General features: G+C 29.2%; 12 protein-coding genes and 2 tRNA genes. 4 read left to right on the forward strand and 10 right to left on the reverse strand.

Annotation, left to right across the window (positions count from 1 at the left end):
* Nucleotides 1-13: 13 nt before the first annotated feature.
* Nucleotides 14-1,450 (reverse strand): Glu/Leu/Phe/Val dehydrogenase, encoded by a 1,437-nt coding sequence (locus IPP08_07345; protein QQS65598.1) that lies wholly within the window; start codon nt 1,448-1,450, stop codon nt 14-16.
* Nucleotides 1,451-1,572: 122 nt separating this feature from the next.
* Complete coding sequence (locus IPP08_07350; protein ID QQS65599.1) at nt 1,573-2,694, reverse strand: histidinol-phosphate transaminase; 1,122 nt, start codon at nt 2,692-2,694, stop codon at nt 1,573-1,575.
* A 279-nt stretch (nt 2,695-2,973) separates the two neighbouring features.
* On the opposite strand from IPP08_07350, the gene IPP08_07355 reads away from it, so the two are divergent.
* Nucleotides 2,974-3,621, forward strand: coding sequence for an SCO family protein (locus IPP08_07355; GenBank protein QQS65600.1), 648 nt, complete (start codon nt 2,974-2,976; stop codon nt 3,619-3,621).
* A gap of 43 nt (nt 3,622-3,664) precedes the next feature.
* Nucleotides 3,665-4,192, forward strand: coding sequence for a hypothetical protein (locus IPP08_07360; GenBank protein ID QQS65601.1), 528 nt, complete (start codon nt 3,665-3,667; stop codon nt 4,190-4,192).
* On the opposite strand, the gene aroA is transcribed toward IPP08_07360, so the two are convergent.
* The 7 genes from aroA to IPP08_07395 all read right to left on the reverse strand — a co-directional run bounded on the left by aroA (nt 4,189) and on the right by IPP08_07395 (nt 16,739).
* Complete coding sequence (aroA, locus tag IPP08_07365) at nt 4,189-5,493, reverse strand: 3-phosphoshikimate 1-carboxyvinyltransferase (GenBank protein ID QQS65602.1); 1,305 nt, start codon at nt 5,491-5,493, stop codon at nt 4,189-4,191. The genes IPP08_07360 and aroA overlap by 4 nt on opposite strands.
* Before the next feature lie 3 nt (nt 5,494-5,496).
* Complete coding sequence (gene uvrA, locus IPP08_07370) at nt 5,497-8,283, reverse strand: excinuclease ABC subunit UvrA (protein ID QQS67851.1); 2,787 nt, start codon at nt 8,281-8,283, stop codon at nt 5,497-5,499.
* A gap of 363 nt (nt 8,284-8,646) precedes the next feature.
* Complete coding sequence (locus IPP08_07375) at nt 8,647-9,135, reverse strand: methylated-DNA--[protein]-cysteine S-methyltransferase (protein QQS65603.1); 489 nt, start codon at nt 9,133-9,135, stop codon at nt 8,647-8,649.
* A gap of 225 nt (nt 9,136-9,360) precedes the next feature.
* Entirely contained in the window at nt 9,361-11,316 is a 1,956-nt protein-coding gene (locus IPP08_07380; protein ID QQS65604.1) for an OmpA family protein, read from the reverse strand.
* Nucleotides 11,317-11,344: 28 nt separating this feature from the next.
* A complete protein-coding gene (locus tag IPP08_07385) occupies nt 11,345-15,274 on the reverse strand; it encodes an SBBP repeat-containing protein (GenBank protein QQS65605.1) in 3,930 nt (1,309 codons plus the stop codon).
* A 368-nt stretch (nt 15,275-15,642) separates the two neighbouring features.
* Entirely contained in the window at nt 15,643-15,960 is a 318-nt protein-coding gene (locus tag IPP08_07390) for a DUF4286 family protein (protein ID QQS65606.1), read from the reverse strand.
* A 17-nt stretch (nt 15,961-15,977) separates the two neighbouring features.
* Nucleotides 15,978-16,739, reverse strand: coding sequence for a TSUP family transporter (locus tag IPP08_07395; GenBank protein QQS65607.1), 762 nt, complete (start codon nt 16,737-16,739; stop codon nt 15,978-15,980).
* A 69-nt stretch (nt 16,740-16,808) separates the two neighbouring features.
* On the opposite strand from IPP08_07395, the gene IPP08_07400 reads away from it, so the two are divergent.
* Nucleotides 16,809-16,881: transfer RNA gene (locus IPP08_07400), tRNA-Gln, on the forward strand.
* A 63-nt stretch (nt 16,882-16,944) separates the two neighbouring features.
* Nucleotides 16,945-17,016 (forward strand) — tRNA-Glu (locus tag IPP08_07405).
* A gap of 72 nt (nt 17,017-17,088) precedes the next feature.
* Here the strand turns inward: IPP08_07405 and IPP08_07410 are convergent.
* Complete coding sequence (locus IPP08_07410; protein ID QQS65608.1) at nt 17,089-17,736, reverse strand: 2Fe-2S iron-sulfur cluster binding domain-containing protein; 648 nt, start codon at nt 17,734-17,736, stop codon at nt 17,089-17,091.
* Between the last annotated feature and the right edge of the window lie 25 nt (nt 17,737-17,761).

A 17,761-nucleotide genomic window follows, 5' to 3' on the forward strand; every position in this document is an offset into this window, starting at 1 on the left:
TAATAAATAAATTTTAAGGGAAAATACCTAACTCCATGTAAGACTGTGCTATTCTGTCTATAGCCAATACAAAAGAAGCAGTTCTTAATTCTTTAACTTTCTTTCTTGATGCATAAGTTTCAAATAAATCATTGTATGCATTTATCATAGTTTCCTCTAAGCCAGAATCAACTAAATCAAATTCATCTGCACCATGATTTAAAACTGATCTTTCAGCCTGACTTAAAGTCCCTTTTGTAAGCCTTTCAACAGCTGTTACAATAGCTGATTTTGAATTAGCATCATGTCTTTTGCCAATTCTACCAAAACCAACATGAGATATATTTTTCAACCATTCAAAATAACTTACAGTAACTCCACCTGCATTTAAATATGCATCTGGAATTATAAATATTCCTCTTTTTAATAATATATCTTCAGCCTCAGCAGAGACAGGTCCGTTAGCACCTTCTGCAATCATTTTAGCTTTAATCTTATGAGCATTTTCAGCTGTGATTTGATTCTCCAATGCTGCTGGAACTAATATATCACATTCTTGTTCTAATAACAATGATCCAACTTTAAAACTCTTTGCATTTTTAAAATTCAATATCGATCCTGTATCTTTCCTATGATTAAAAACTGCATCAATATCTAATCCATTTTTATCATATATTCCACCTTCATACTCAGCAATTCCAACAATTACTCCACCACCTTCTTGTAAGTTTTTAGCTGACCAATAACCTACATTTCCAAGTCCTTGAACGATAATTTTCTTTCCATCTAATCCTTGATTTAAACCAAAATATTTTGCACTTTCTTTACTTGCTAAAGCCTCTCTTACTCCAAAAAATAGTCCTCTTCCAGTTGCTTGAGTTCTGCCATTAATCCCACCTTGTGAAACTGGCTTTCCTGTAACACATGCTAAAGCATCAATTTGACCAGGACAAACTGCCTGATAAGTATCAGCCATCCAAGCCATTTCGCGTGGACCTGTTCCATAATCTGGGGCTGGAACATCTATTGCGGGACCAATACAATTCCTTTTAATAAGCTCCATTGTGTATCTACGTGTAATTCTTTCTATCTCATCAACAGTATAATTTTTTGGGTCCATTGCAATTCCACCTTTCGCTCCTCCAAAAGGAACATCAACTATAGCACATTTATAAGTCATTAATGATGCTAAAGCAACAACTTCATCTTCGTTTACATAAGATGCATATCTTATTCCACCTTTTGTTGGTAATCGATGATGTGAATGTTGTGCACGCCAACCAGTGAAAACCTTTATTTCATTTCCAATTCTTACTGGGAATCTAACCATGTAAACTGAATTACACACTCGAATTTGATCAAGTAACCCTTTGGGATAATTAGTAGTTTCAGCAGCACGAATAAAATTCCTTTCAACAGTTTCATTAAAACTTAAATGAGTGTTAGTTGAAAGAGTTTTTTTTACAGACATATTAATTTAAAATTATAAAATATATAAAACTATCAATTAAAATTTACGAAGAAAAAACTTTTTAATTATTCCAAATCGTACTTAAATTCTTTAAATAAAACTTGAAAATATTTTTCATTTTTTTAATGAAAATGCTCATGCTCCAAAACTGCTTCTAAAGCAGCAATACATTTCTCATTTTGTTCTAATGTGCCTGTTGATATTCTTATACAATGTGGCAAACCAAATGCATCTAAAGGTCTTGTTATTATTCCCTGTTTCAATAATCCAAAATGAATTTTATGTGCTAATTCTGAAACATTGAAATCAATCATTACAAAATTAGCAATGCTTGGAGTGTATTTTAAACCTAATCTTTCAAAATGAAAATGAAAATATTTCAAAGATAACCTATTAAGTTCAATCGACTTTTGCAAGAATTCATTATCATCTAAAGCAGCAATTCCAGCTGCACTAGCAAGGCTGCTTGGTTCGAATGGTAACTTCACTTTCATAAGTTTACTTATAATATCAGAATGTGCCATACCATATCCAATTCTAATACCAGCTAAACCATATACTTTTGAGAAAGATCTTAGTGTTAAAACATTATCCCATCTGTAATGCATAGAATCAGGGTAATCTGGCCAACCATTTGAATATTCAAAATATGCTTCATCTAAAATAACTAAAATATTATTCGGCACTTTTGTCATAAAACCCTCTAATTCATCTATTGTAAAAGCTGTGCCTGTAGGATTATTAGGATTACATAAATAGATAATTTTTGTTGAATCATTTATTTTTTTATAAATTCCGTTTAAGTCAAATGTATAATTTTTCTGTGGTATTAAATGAGTTTTTTTCCCTGACATTTTGGCTAAAACTTGAAAACCAATAAATGTTCCCGAAGATGATAATATTTCATCTTCTTCATCTAAAAATGCTCTTAAAGCACAAGATAAAACAGATTCACTTCCTGAACCACAAATTACATTTTCGAATTTAATAACATATTTATCAGCAATTTTTTTTCTTAATGACAATCCACCATCTGGATATAGTTCTAGATTTGCAAGCGAATTTTTTATTTTTTTAATTGCTTTTGGTGAAGCTCCTATAGGATTCTCATTTGAAGCTAATTTGATAGTACCTTTTATACCAAATTCTCTTTCAATATCTTCTGGAGATTTCCCTGGTGTATATGCTGATAATTGAGCAATATGTTGAGGTACTGATACTAGTTGTTGGTTGTATTCTGACATAAGCCGCAAAAATAACAAAGTGACTAATTTATTTAAAGAATTTTATTAAATTTTTTTTTTACCTTAGAACAAATTATTAAAATTCAATTAAATAGTCTTGATCCTTCTTGAATTATAGTTGTTTAATAGTTTTTATTAACTTTGTAAAAATTCATAAATTCTCATATAATTCCATATTTTTTGTCAAATATTTTTCGTCAAATATTTTTTGTCAAATTTTTGTACAATTTTAGTGATTTGAAAGTGAAATATATAAATTATTTTTTCGTCTAAACTTTTATGGAAAATACTGTTGAACAAAAAACTAACTCAAAAGGAGTATTTATATTTCTTTTCTCATTTATTGCTGCTCTTTCTTTGGCCGGATTTGTTTGGCTTAAAAGTGTACAAGAAGATAGAATTGCTAATGAAAATAAATTAACCGATTTTGGTGCTTTACCTAAATTTAATTTTGAAGAACGAAATGGAAGTACAATTGGTCCTGATCAGTTAAAGGGTAAAGTTTGGGTTGTAAATTTTATTTTTACAACTTGTCATGGTCCTTGTATTCTTATGTCTGAGAAAATGGCTGAAATACAAAAGTCTATCTCAAAAACAAAAGGTGATGTAAAATTAGTTTCTATAACTGTTGACCCGGAAACAGACACTCCAGAGCTTTTAAAAGCTTATGCTGACAAAATGGGAGCTAAAGATAATTGGCTCTTTGTTAGAGGGACTTATGATGAAACACAGAAACTTGCCAAACAAGGTTTTAAAATGACTTTAGAAAAAGATTCTACTGCAGTTGATGGTGATGACTTTATTCACTCTGTGAAATTTGTTCTAGTGGATAAGAAAGGTCATATTCGAGGATATTATAATAGCGAAGAACCTGAATTCCATGCAAAACTTATAAATGATGTTGGTGTAATGCTTAGGGAAAGTTAATTTGTAAAGTTGAAATTATTATTTTAAAATTTTAATTAGTATTATGCAAATTGAAGAATTAAGAATTGGAATGAAAATAATTCATCCTACATATGGTGAAGGAATTGTTGAAAGTTTGTCAAGACTAACTGCTGATGTTACATTTGATTTTGGAAGAAAAATTATTTCTCCAGAATCAAGTGGTATTACACCTGCCACAACAATGATAGAGATAACATCTTTAAAAGAACCAATTGAATTAATTATTTCCAAAACTGTTGATTCGATAATTTCAAGATTAGGAATTGAGGTTGAATCTGTTTCTGATTTATTACTTTCAAGATGGGAAAATGGTAAATTAATAATTCAATCCTCAAATTTAGATTTAAAACCAAAAGAAATTGATATTGAAGTTTTCTTTCATAAAATTGTTATGATGAGAAATAATCTAAGGGTTTTAGAACAAAAAATTAATTCTCATGATAAATTTTCCGAATCAGAAAAAATTGAATTGCAAAGCTATATTACTAGATGTTATGGTTCATTGACAACTTTTAATATTTTGTTTAGAAATCAATCAGATCATTTTTAATCATAATTCTTAAATATATCAAAAAAATTTGGATAAGATACTTCTGCAATATGTGAATCTTTAATTTCGATTCCATTTATAGCAATTGAACTTGCTACTGCAGCAGTCATCACAATTCTATGATCATTGTTAGATTCTACTACCCCACCTAGTATAGTTTGATCTCCTTCAATTTTCAACCCATTACTTAGTTCAATTATAGTTACTCCTAGGCTTTTAAACAATTCAACAATTGATTTAATTCTGTCACTTTCTTTAAATCTAAGTTCTCCAACATCTTCAATTTTAGTTGTACCTTTTGCTTGAGTTGCTATTAAAGAAAATATAGGAATCTCATCTAACATTTCAGAAACTTTATTTGAGTCATTTAATACAATTCCATTCAAATTTTCTGTGTACTTAACATGAATACTTCCAATTAATTCATTACTAACAACATATGTGTTAATAATAGATATATCTGCTCCCATTTTGATTAATACATTTACAAAAGTTATTCTTGTTGGGTTTACATTTACATTTTCAATATAAATATCTGATCCTTTAACTAACAAACCTAAAGCAATAAGAAATGCAGCACTTGAAGGATCTCCACAAACATTAATACTATAATTTCCACTAATTATTTTTGGTGAAATTAAATCATATTCAACATTATCTGATTTTATCTTTTCTACATTAATATCAAAATTCTTTAGCATTAGCTCAGTATGATTTCTCATTGGCTTAGTTCTAAATATTTGAATTTTACAATTTGTATATAATGAACTTAATACTAATGATGTGTATACCTGAGCAGAAGAAACATCGAATGTTGATAATATATTTTCATATTTAGTTAATGAAGAATTTTCAATATAAATTGGTAAAGAATTATTTGTTGAACGTATATTAATTCCTAACTTCTTTAGTGGATCCACAACTCTTTTCATTGGTCTGGTTGTTAGTGACTCATCACCTGTAATAACAAAATTTCCATTTCGAGTAGAAATATATCCACATAATAATCTAGCTGTAGTTCCGCTGTTTCCACAGTCAAGTTCAATGTATTCTTCATGACTTACAAAATTATTTTTGTTATCAACAATTAAATAATTTCCAATTAAAATTATTTTAATTCCTAATTTTTTTAATACATTTATTGTTGATTTTGTATCACCACTTATCAAAGGATATTTAATAATTGTTCTACCTTTATTAACAGCACCAAAAAATAATGCTCTATGAGTAATTGATTTATCTGAAGGAGGGTGAAATGTTTTTTTTATAGGCTTCAAAAATGGAAATAATTTTATATTCATTATCTAATTTTTAAATTTATTGGAATTTAATTCTAAATAATGTCCTGTATAACTTTTTTCACAATTTACAATATCTTCAGGTTTACCTTCAAAAAGTATTTCACCACCTTTATCACCTGCTTCCGGACCAATGTCAATAATCCAATCTGCATTTTTTATTACTTCAAGATTATGTTCAATAATTACTACGGAATGACCTGCATTTAAAAGTGAATAGAATGAAATCATTAATGTATTTATATCATCAAAATGTAATCCTGTGGTAGGTTCATCTAATATAAAAAGTGTTTTGTTATTTGATGACATACCTGTTGTAATACTACTTGAAGAATCTGCAAGTTGAGTTGCAATTTTAACCCTTTGAGCTTCACCACCAGACAATGTTGTTGCTGGTTGACCTAGCCTAACATACCCTAAACCAACATCTTCAAGGGGTTTTAATCTATTAACTACTCTTTTAAATTCTTTAAAAAATATTAAAGCTTCACTTACAGTCATGTTCAAAACATCAACAATATTTTTTCCATTCAACTCGCATTTTAGAACTTCAGATTTAAATCTTTTACCTTTACAAGATTCACATTGTAATTTTAAATCTGCTAAAAACTGCATTTCAACTGTTATAGTTCCTTCACCTTGACAAACTTCACATCTACCACCTGGTACATTAAATGAGAAGTAACCACTTTTCCATGCATTGCTTTTTGCAAAATTTGTGTTGCTAAAAATATCTCTAATTACATCGAAAGCACCAACATAAGTAGCTGGATTAGATCTTGAAGTTCTACCAATTGGAGTTTGATCAATCATCTCTACAGATTTCAATTTCTCATATCCATATATGACTTCAACAGAGTTTGGCATTTTACCTTGCAACCCCATGTGATAAGCAATTGCAGGGAAAAGAGCACCATGAATTAATGATGATTTACCAGAACCAGAAACACCTGTAATTACAACTAATTGATTTAAAGGGAACTTTACATTTACATTTTTTAAATTATTTATATTAACATTTTCTAATGAAATAAAAAGTTGATTTTCAATTTTTCGTTTTTCATGTAACCCAACTTTTTTATTATTATTAAGATACTCACCTGTTAAAGAACCAGAATTTGTAATCTCATGTGGAGTACCAAATGAAACAATTTCACCCCCCTTCTCTCCAGCCTTTGGTCCCATATCTATAACAAAATCTGCTTTACTAATTATATCAGAGTCATGTTCAACAACAATAACAGTATTCCCAATATCCCTAAGCTTTTTTAATGTATCAATCAGTCGATGGGTATCTCTAGGATGAAGCCCTATAGATGGCTCATCTAGAACGTACATAGCACCTACTAGTGCAGAGCCAATAGATGTTGCTAAATTTATCCTTTGCGATTCTCCTCCAGAAAGAGTATGGCTTAATCTATCTAAAGTTAAATACCCTATTCCAACGTTATTTAAATAACTTAATCTTTTTGAAATTTCTTCAATAATCCTAATAGAAATTTCAAGATCAGTATTCGAGATTTTCAATTTGTTGAACCAAATGATTGCATTTTCTATTGTATTTTGAGCAACATCGGAAATTCTATAATTATTAATAAATACTTGATTTGCTTCTTCAGATAACCTAGAACCTTCACAATTACTACATGTAGTTAAACCTCTATATTTAGCAGCCATGAATCTTGATTGCATATTTGAACTAGAATCTTTATCTAATTTTTTCATTAATGGAGTAACACCAATATAATCTTCTGTTCCATTCATAACTAAGTCAAGCTCACCCTTTGTAAGCCATGAAAATGGTTCATCAATATTGATTTCTTCTCTTCTACACATTTTGAGAAGTTCGTTTTTGTACTTAGATAAAGAAGGCATTGAGATTGGATGAATTGCATCTTCACTTATTGATTTCCTTTTATCTGGAATAACTAAATCATAATCAACACCAAAACTTTTACCATAACCTTCACATTTTTTACATGCCCCAATTGCATTATTAAAACTAAACATTTGAATTGTAGGTTCTTTGTAAAGAGAACCACAATTGCTACATTCAAACCTAGTGCTAAACCTTTTTAGAACTTTATCTAAAGTATCAATAATAGCTATTCCATCCCCTTCTCTAAATGCAATTTCAATTCCATCCGCAATTCTGGTTAAAGTTGATTCTTCTAAATCTAAAACAATTCTATCTACTAAAACTAGAATATCTTCTCTACTTATATTGATATTCTCTTCTTCATTTAAATCAATTATTTGCGTTTCTCCTTTTTTAATAATTCTAAAAAAACCTTTTGCTTTAAGCCTTTCGAACTCTTGTTCTATTGTAAGATTAGAAAGTATATCGATTGGAAAAAGTATATAGAACCTTGAATTTTGAACTAATGTTTGAATATAACTTTGTACTGTTCTTGGAGAATCTTTTACTATTTCAATATTACAATTTTTGCAATATGTTCTACCAATCCTTGCAAATAATAATCTTAAATAATCATATATTTCAGTTGCTGTACCAACAGTTGAACGAGCATTTTTTATAGAAGTTTTTTGCTCTATGGCAACTGCAGGAGCTAACCCAGTAATGCTTTCAACATCAGGTTTAGTCATTCTTGATAAGAACTGCCTTGCATAAGAAGATAAAGATTCTACATATCTTCTTTGTCCTTCAGCATAAATAGTATTAAAAGCTAAGGATGATTTACCAGAACCTGATACTCCAGTTATAACAACTAATCTATTCTTTGGAATATCTATTGATATATCTTTTAAATTATGAACTCTAGCTTTACGGATTGATAATGTAGTTTTTGGATGAAGATAGTTTGAATCAGAAGTTGTATTATTCAAATCGATTTCAGCTACTTTATTCTTACTTTTTCTTGTAGTAACCCGTGATTTAATATTTTTTTTTTCTATCACTTTAGATTTAACTTAAATATTTATAACACAAAATTAAGTACACTTAACAGAATTAAATTCGTAATTAATACTTAAACATTTTAAAATAAAATTAACAATATATTTATCATAGATTAAGAAAATTTAATTTGATTTATATTAAAATCCCAGTAAGAACTTAAATATAAATCTTACTGGGACTTTAAATATAGTTTATATTTCACAATTAAATTTCTAAAATATACTAGAATTAATTTTTTAATCGAACAAAGAATTCATACCAAATGCAAACCTTGCCTCATGTTTTAATAGCCAATCTTTACGCCAAAGTTCCCCTGCGTAACCAACTAATGAACCATCTGTTCCTACAACTCTATGACAAGGAATTAATATAAATATCTTATTTTTTCCATTTGCATTCCCTAAAGCTCTAACAATTTTTTCATTAGCAATTTGCTTTGCAATTTGTAAATAACTAATTTTTTTACCGTAAGGAATTTCACGTAGCTGTCTCCATACAATCTGTTGAAAAGGGCTACCCTTCTGTTCAGCATTTATAGTAAAAATTCTTCTCGAACCATCAAAATACTCTCTTAGTTGCCTTTTACATTCTAAAATGTTAAATGGTAAATCATCGCTTTCCAAACCTTTATTATTTACAAAAAGAACAGAATTTACTAAAGTTACATTCCCTTTAATTTCTAATATTCCTATTGGCGACTCAATATATGCAACAAAAGAATTCAATTATTATAATTTAGTTTTAATATACATGCTAATTACCTAATGAAAGATAATCATTCTTAAAAAACAAAAGTAATAGTTAATTTTAGTTTATTCAAATTTAAAATTAGCTTTAAAATAAAAAAAGGAGACTGATATAAGGAACTCTCCCCTATAAAATTCTCCTTTTTGATTCCGATAAAGACCGCAAAGAAAATATCGGAAAATTATAACCTAATAATATTAAACTTAATCACATCCTTTAATAACTTGAACAGTTATTCTTCTGTTTTTCTTTCTGATATTATCTAGCTTTACTTTGTCCATTGATTTAGTAGATGCTGATTTTGGGTCTGGTTCTGAAACTGCTGGTCTTCTACTTCCATAACCAATTATACCCTGAATCTTAGTATTTTCAATACCTTGATCAATAAGCCATCTACGAACTGATTCTGCTCTCATTTCGCTTAATGATTGGTTTTGTTCTGCTTTACCATCTTTAGAAGTATGCCCTTCAATAACAACTTTTTGTTGATCACATTGTTTTAAGAATTCAGCTAATTTTGTTAAATCATTAATTGTCCCTTGTCTTTCCATATCAAATTTATCTGAGTTAACTAAAAAATATATTTCATTAAAGCTTAACCTAGATCCTTTTTTATCTAATGGATTAATTTCTTTTTCAGTAACAGGTTTGTTAACACATCCTTGGTTGGCAATTGTTCCAACAATTAATGGGCACAAATCATCACCATCAATTACACCATCACCATCAGTATCTTTTTTTAGTGGATCAGATTTAAAAGTATTTACTTCTTGTCCATCAGATAATTTATCTCCATCTGTATCAACTTTTGTTGGATCAGTTCCGAAAATAGAGACTTCACGTCCATCTTCTAATCCATCACCATCAGTATCAACTTTTTTTGGATCAGTTTTTCTAGTAACTTCTTGACCATCAGTAAGACCATCTCCATCTGTATCTGGATTTAATGGATCTGTTAGATATGTTCGAATTTCTTTACCATCATCTAAACCATCATTATCTGTATCTGCAGATTTTGGATCAGTTTTAAAAATATTAATTTCGTCACCATCAAACAATACATCTGAATCTGTATCAGCATTTTTTGGCATAGTACCAAAGAAATTAACCTCTTTACCATCAATCAAGCCATCATTGTCTGTGTCTGGATTTCTTGGATTTGTATAGTATTTTTTAATTTCATCTCCATCACTAAGTCCATCATTATCACTATCTATATCTTTTGGATTAGTGCCATAACGTGATTCCTCTTCATTTGTTATTCCATCACCATCAAAATCTAATGGAGAAATCCCACCAAATGAAAACTTTAATGCACTACCAAATCTAAGTGAAGCTGCATTCCAATCTAAACCATTTGCAACATTTGTAAATGGAAGTGAATATTGAATTTCTGGTTGGATAAATAGATTTTCAGATAACATAATTTCATAACCTACTCCTAAAATTCCAGCACTAAAAAAATTGTTTGCATTTGGAATTTCACCAGAGTAATTGTTTCTTGAGCTAGTTGTATCTGTAAACAAAAAATTTGGAGTAGCTATAACTTCACTTTGAATAGCATTATGAGTGATTACATTTCCAAAAGACAAACCTACATTAAAATCAAGTGGATACTTAAAAGGTCTAATATTCAAAATTGGGTCAATTGAAATAACTTTAATATCAGAAATCAAATTATGATTAACGTTAACCGGCATTGGTTTGTTGTCAATCCACTTTTGACCAATAAATTCTCTTATAGTAGTTTCTCCAGAAAGATCTGAATATGTTCCTTTCACTTGAACTCCTAAAAGTTCAGTTATAGGCAAATCAACTACAATCCCAGCTGCTATTCCATTTCCTTGTAACCCAGTATTATAGCTAGTGCAACAATTTGGAACTCCACTTAAAGAATTAAAATTTGTACTATGTGTATTTACATTAATTCCTGCATGAATGCCTAACGAAACTCCATGTAATCTACTTTGAACATTTTCTTCATCTTCAATTTTAGAAGTTAATTTCCATTGTTTTTCATTTTCATTTTTTACAGGAGTTTGAGTATTTGTTGACTTTGGATAAACCGATGTAGGTTTTTGTGCAAGTCCTTCATTAATAAATGCCGTTAAACATATTGCAAATGTTGTTGTTCGGCGTATAAGTTTTTTATATTTCATTATTATTTTTTAATTTTTTTTGATAAAATTACTTAACAACCGTTACCATATCACGAGTTGCACCAGATCTACTTCTTGCAATTATCATATAAACTCCACTTGATAAATTACTAACATTAAACTGAACACTTCTTACTGTATTAGATCCATTAGTCATATCAACAAAATCTTTAACTCTATCAACTTCATATCCATGTAAATTGTACATTGAAATTGTAGTTTCACCAGATTCAGTCGGTATAAAATCAATGTTCAAATTATGAACAGCTGGATTAGGTGCAATTTTCAAAAGTTTTGGACCAACACCATCTGGAATAAATACATCGCGAATACCTCCATGAGTGCATACATCCTTCAATTTAATCTCACCATCAATAATAGTTGTAACAGGATTTACTCCCTCCCATTGATATGAAACAACTTTAAACATTGAAGATGAATCTGAGGTTAACAATGGATACATATTTATCTTTCCTAATGTTCCAGTCATTGGTACTGGAGAAATTTTAACATGTACAATTGCACTATCTGGTTTTGATGTTTCCTTAAAAGTAGAAGCAATTTCCAAATCGGAAGGCATCATAACTTTTGGATTAAAAGCAATATCCATTTCAAGTGAAGTAGCACCTTCTGGTTTTTCTGATGGTGATGCGTAAACTATTGGAATTCCAACTGGAGTTGCTTGTTTAACGCTAATAGTCATTTTAGGCATTTGTAATCTAACTCCTTGAGTTCCATTAGTATCTATCAAATCTCCCACAGTTATTTTAAGTGGTACATTTATTAATCCACTACAAGGTAATGATGTATGAACTTTTAAAGTATCATTAAAAGTCCCTGAAACACCAGTTGAAGTATATCTTACCCTTAATAATAATATTTGATTTGGTGCAATCATTGCAGGTATTTGAGGTGATACTAAAACAACACTAAATGGTTCGGTTAATGATTCAATTCTCTCAAATTTAATAGCTTCAATGTTTGAATTTTTAACAATTACATCAACATCTCTATATTTCAAATCAATTGAAACTTTACCAAAATCCATAAGTGAAGGTGCATCTACTTTAGCATTTCCAGTAATAATATTTGCTATATTACTTGTAACTGAGCTTCCACAACCATTCCCAACAATTACATCATACTTGCCAGCATCATTTAATTTTACAGATTTAATTATATAAACTGAATCAGTTGCTCCAGAAATTAATACTCCATTTTTTCTCCATTGATATGACAATCCACTACCAGAAGTACTAATATTTAGTGACATTGGCTGACCCAGACAAACTTTATCGTCTTTTAGAATATTTGTTATAACTGGAGTTACCATTACACCTATAATTGCAACTTTGCTAGTATCGGTTCCACAATTATTTATAACAATAACATCATATTTACCTTCATCACTAATAGATGCATTCTTAATTTGAAAAACTGAATCTGTTGCCCCATCGATATTAACACCATTTCTTCTCCATTGGTATTTCAAGTCTATGCCAGTTGCTCTCACTAATAACTTAATAGTTTCACCTTGACACGAATTACGTCCCAATGGGCTTGCAACAACTTTTATAGGAGCATCAATAAATATATTTGCTATGCTTGTATCTCTTAAATTGCTCCCACATAAATCACTGATTCTAATTCTAAAATTATTTCCACCAGATTGACTAATTGGAATATTCCATTTGAATACACCATCATCTCCTGCTGTACTAGGTGAAATAACTGAAGTGAAAGTTCTTCCTTCATCAGTTGATAATTCAATTTTTACAAATGAGACATTACTACTTTTCCATTTAATTTCATAAAAAGAATTAGTGCATAAATGCTCTCCAGGTTGAGGTGTTAGTAATTTTAATGAACTTAAATTTACTGTTGAAATAAATGCGTCATATTCACCATTAAAAGTTAAATCATAACCATTTAATGAAGTTGGAAAATTATCTGAAGTAGTAAAACCAATTACTTTAGGAATACCACAATTAGTCAAAGCAATAGAAGTCATTACATCTTCTTTAGTTCCCCCAAAATATGTTCCATATTTAAGAGCAGTTGCATTTGAATCTAACTTTATAATAAATCCATCTGTTCCACCTTGTATGGTACTTAAGTAAGAATCTGGAGTTGTAGGGAAATTAACAGAATTTGTTTGACCTACAATATAAACATTTCCATTCTGATCTAAATTAACTCCATTTGCAACTTCATCTTTCAAACCCCCAATAAATGTAGAATAAATTAAAGAAGTTCCGTTAGCATTTATTCTTAAAATAAATGCATCTTCAGCACCATTTAAAGAATTATCAAATGCACCTGCGGTAGTTGGGAAGTTTGAAGAAGATGTTCTCCCACAAACAATAGCAGACCCATTTCCATCTAAAACTAATGATTTACTTTCATCATATCCTTCACCACCAAATAAAGTAGAATAAATTATATTGTTGCCCGCAGCATTTAATTTTGTAATGAATCCATCACTATATCCATTTGAGGTTTGATCATAACTTGTTGAAGAAACTGGGAAATTAGTTGAATAAGTATATCCCGTTACAATTGCTTCATTTCCAAATAATTTAATTGAACTAATTACATCACGATCAGATCCGCCTAAATAACTTGAATAAATCAAATTGTTACCAGTATTACTAAATTTTGAAATGAATCCATCATCACCACCACTATTGAATGAATTATCATATCCATTTAAAGTTGGAAAATCTATAGATTCAGTTTTACCAGCAACATAAGGACAATTATTTTTATCAATTGAAATACTAGTCCCCTCATCATTTTTAGCACCCCCAATGTAACTTGAGTATAATAATTCATTTCCATTTGGGTTTAACTTAGCAATAAATGCATCAGATCCTCCATTTTGAGTTTTATCATAAGCAGTTAATGATACAGGAAAATTGTTTGAACTTGTGTTACCTGTAACAAATGCATCACCATTATTATCTATAGCTATTCCTAAGCCAGATTCGGAACTATTCCCACCAATAAATGTTGAATAAATTAAATTATCATCTATTGAGTTAAATTTTGAAACAAATACATCATAATTATTATCTTTTGTTTGATCGTAGCTTCCTGAAGTAACTGGGAAACTTGGAGAATAAGTTGTACCACATACATATGTATTGTAGTTACCATCAGTTGCAATAGAATTTGCAAAGTCATTTCCAACTCCACCAATATACGATGAGGAAACAAGTGGATCAATAATTACAGGAAGGTTTTGATTGTAATTTGATATGTTAAAACCAATACTTCCATCATTATTAATTTTATATTTACAATTTACTTTTTGATTTAGACCATCAATAACTTGATAAGCAAATAGACCATCTTGAGAAATTACACCATGTTTTGTAATTACATTTAACTTGTCATTTAGTAAACCAATTTTTTCATTACCTTTGAAAGACATTCTTATCTTAGATGGATCAGCACCAGGATCTAAAATTATATCATATCTAACTTTACCATTTTCTCTATAATATCTTGAGGAAATTTTTTCATACATATTTTGAAGCTGAACTTCTTCAAACACTTTTACATCTTTAATGTAATTAGTTTGATTATTTCCAATAAAGTAATTAAACTTGAAATCTTTTTGAGTTAAAGTTTTTACTCTAGGTTCATTACTTCCTGAAAAATTCATTTCAACTACATCACCAGTTCTTTTAATTTTTCCATTTGAATTAGAAATTCCATAAACATCATAAACCATCCCTTTTGATGTAACCCACATATCTAATCCCTGCTCTTGTATTAAGAACAATGCTTTACTTCCCCACTGACCTTTGTTTTCAATAAACAAATTAGTTCTAGAGTTTCCTTTAACCTGAGAATTTTTTTGTGGAGTAGAATACTGTCCACACACTGGTAAAAGAAACAAAGAAGAAAGTAAAGCAACCGTAAATACGGTTTTTGCGGTCTTTTGTTTCATACTTTTTGTTAAATAATTATTGTTGTATTTTGTTAATTGCATTTATACTTTATAGAAAAAGAACAATTCACTATGATGCAACTTATAATACTTGATAATTTACATATAAAGCAAATTAGTAAATGAAGTAAAAGAGTTATTGAGTGATTTATTATTTTGATTATTTGTTTTTGATATTAATTTTACTTTGATTATAAAAAGAACTGATATTAATTTTATTTTAATATTATATAATAGATTCTTTTTGAATAATTGGATTTACTATTATACAAAAAAACCGAAATCAACTATTTTACAAAGTTGATTTCGGTTATTATTATTTAAATATTCTTCTAAGTCTTAAATTGTTCTAAATTGAGTTTTTGACTTTACATTAGTAAATTAAATTTTTCTATTAATTTTAAAACTCTTCTAGTTGAAGTAAATTGATTTCCAAACCTTTTTAGCCCATCTTCTCTAAATTGTTTAGAAAAATTATCCAAATAATCTTGAAGATCTGAAAAGTTATGTAATTTGTATTGAATTGACCAGTGTTCATTTAAATCATCATCATATTCAATTTGATACCAATTGGCAGAGACAAAACCATTAATTTGTAATATTTGATTAATGTGCAAACTAAGCCAACTTTTATATTCTGTTGCAATACTTTTCTGTACAATTAAATTGACTTCATAGATAATCATAATGTATTTTGAATAATTTATTTAATAATTGTATCTATTAATAATTTTATAATTAAAGCTGAAATAATAATTAAAAAGAATATCCTAATAAATGAATTGCCTTTTAACACAGCTAATCGTGAACCAAAGAATGATCCTGTAGCATTAGATATAGCCATTGGAATTGCTATGTCATACTTTATATTTGACGAAAATGCAAAAAACAAAACCGCAGATAAATTTGTAAATAAATTTATAATTTTTGCTGAACTAGAAGATGTAATAAAATCATATCCAAGTAAAGTAACAAATATAAATATTAAAAAACTTCCAGTACCAGGTCCAAAAAAACCATCATAAAAACCAATAATTACTCCTGATAGAAATATTATTATCTTTTCATCTTTTGGTGATTTTTTTTGAATATTTAATTTACCAAAATCTTTTTTTATGAAAGTATATATTGCAACATTTATAAGTAGAATTATTATAACCGGTTGTAAATATTCTTTTGATAAAATTGAAACTGCTTTTGCTCCAATAAAGGAAAAAACAAAACCTGCTATTGCTGGTGGAAGAATTAAACTAATTTTTATTTTTAAATGCCTTGAATATTTATATGAAGCTAAAAGAGTTCCCCAAATTGAAGAAAATTTATTTGTACCAAAAATTAGTGGCAATGAATAATTAGGACATAAAACAAGAAGAGCTGGTAATTGAATTAAGCCACCACCTCCTGCAATAGAATCGATAAATCCAGCGATAAAAGCAAAAATTGTGAGTGGAATTATTTCCTTCATTTTTAAGAAAAATAATTTTTGAAAATTATTAGTTGTTGCTTAACTTTGTTTAAATGCAAAGTTTAAATTTGCCCTGTAGTGTAATTGGCAACACGTCTGTCTCTGGATCAGAAGAGTTTAGGTTCGAAACCTAACGGGGCAACAATTAATATCTATATTTAAAAAATTTAAATCGAATCTAAAAAAACTACATAATATATATATCGCCGCGTTCGTCTAGCGGTTAGGACGCCGCCCTCTCACGGCGGTAGCACGAGTTCGATTCTCGTACGCGGTACAATTAAACTTTAAACAAAAAATCCCGATTGATTTATACATTCGGGATTTTTCTTTAAATATATTTTTTTACTTAGAATAAACTAATCATATCCCCACCCATCCATAAAAGCACACCTAACATTATTAATGAAAACAGACCAATTAGAGCTCCATTTATTACTGTAAATTTATGACTTTCTGAAAATTCTTTCGCAATATTATTACTGATAATACAATCATTATTTACATAACATTGACAAGCTAATCTAATTTTACCAGCATCAGAACCTAAAGTAAATTTCTCTTTCCAAGTAACATCACTTAAATTTTTTGATGTTTTAGAATCTGGAGTAATTCTACAAGTACCACAAAATCCATTTCCAAAGCAGTTTGTAACTGTAGTCACTCCAAAGTGAATTGGAAAAAATTGCTTTTTAGCAGCTTCACGTAAGTTAGCACCTTTAGTTATATACGCGACTCTTGCTTGGTTTGTAAAAGTTACTGCACACATACCTTCAGGTGCAGGACCATTATAGCCTTTTGGAATAAATGAGAACTCATCAACATCTAATTCTGGATGGTGGTACTTATAAATAGCATAAGCAGAACCTACACCTAATATATACCAAATTGATGAGATAATTATAGCAGTAGGAGTTTCCATTCCTACACCAATGAGAAGTAAAAATACTATGGCTCCGGTTGCTAAAGCCCAAAATGAAAAACCGGGTATTTTCATTGTTGAAAAGAAATTATTAGTTAAT

The organism is Chlorobiota bacterium, assembly GCA_016700335.1.
Taxonomy (GTDB): Bacteria; Bacteroidota; Ignavibacteria; order OLB7; family OLB7.

Bases quoted from the DNA above. Each gene is read 5' to 3' on its own strand.
- IPP08_07345 (QQS65598.1), bottom strand. From the start codon at position 1,450: ATGTCTGTAAAAAAAACTCTTTCAACTAACACTCATTTAAGTTTTAAT.
- IPP08_07385 (QQS65605.1), bottom strand. From the start codon at position 15,274: ATGAAACAAAAGACCGCAAAAACCGTATTTACGGTTGCTTTACTTTCT.
- IPP08_07390 (QQS65606.1), bottom strand. From the start codon at position 15,960: ATGATTATCTATGAAGTCAATTTAATTGTACAGAAAAGTATTGCAACA.
- IPP08_07380 (QQS65604.1), bottom strand. From the start codon at position 11,316: ATGAAATATAAAAAACTTATACGCCGAACAACAACATTTGCAATATGT.
- IPP08_07360 (QQS65601.1), top strand. From the start codon at position 3,665: ATGCAAATTGAAGAATTAAGAATTGGAATGAAAATAATTCATCCTACA.
- IPP08_07350 (QQS65599.1), bottom strand. From the start codon at position 2,694: ATGTCAGAATACAACCAACAACTAGTATCAGTACCTCAACATATTGCT.
- IPP08_07395 (QQS65607.1), bottom strand. From the start codon at position 16,739: ATGAAGGAAATAATTCCACTCACAATTTTTGCTTTTATCGCTGGATTT.
- aroA (QQS65602.1), bottom strand. From the start codon at position 5,493: ATGAATATAAAATTATTTCCATTTTTGAAGCCTATAAAAAAAACATTT.
- IPP08_07355 (QQS65600.1), top strand. From the start codon at position 2,974: ATGGAAAATACTGTTGAACAAAAAACTAACTCAAAAGGAGTATTTATA.
- IPP08_07410 (QQS65608.1), bottom strand. From the start codon at position 17,736: ATGAAAATACCCGGTTTTTCATTTTGGGCTTTAGCAACCGGAGCCATA.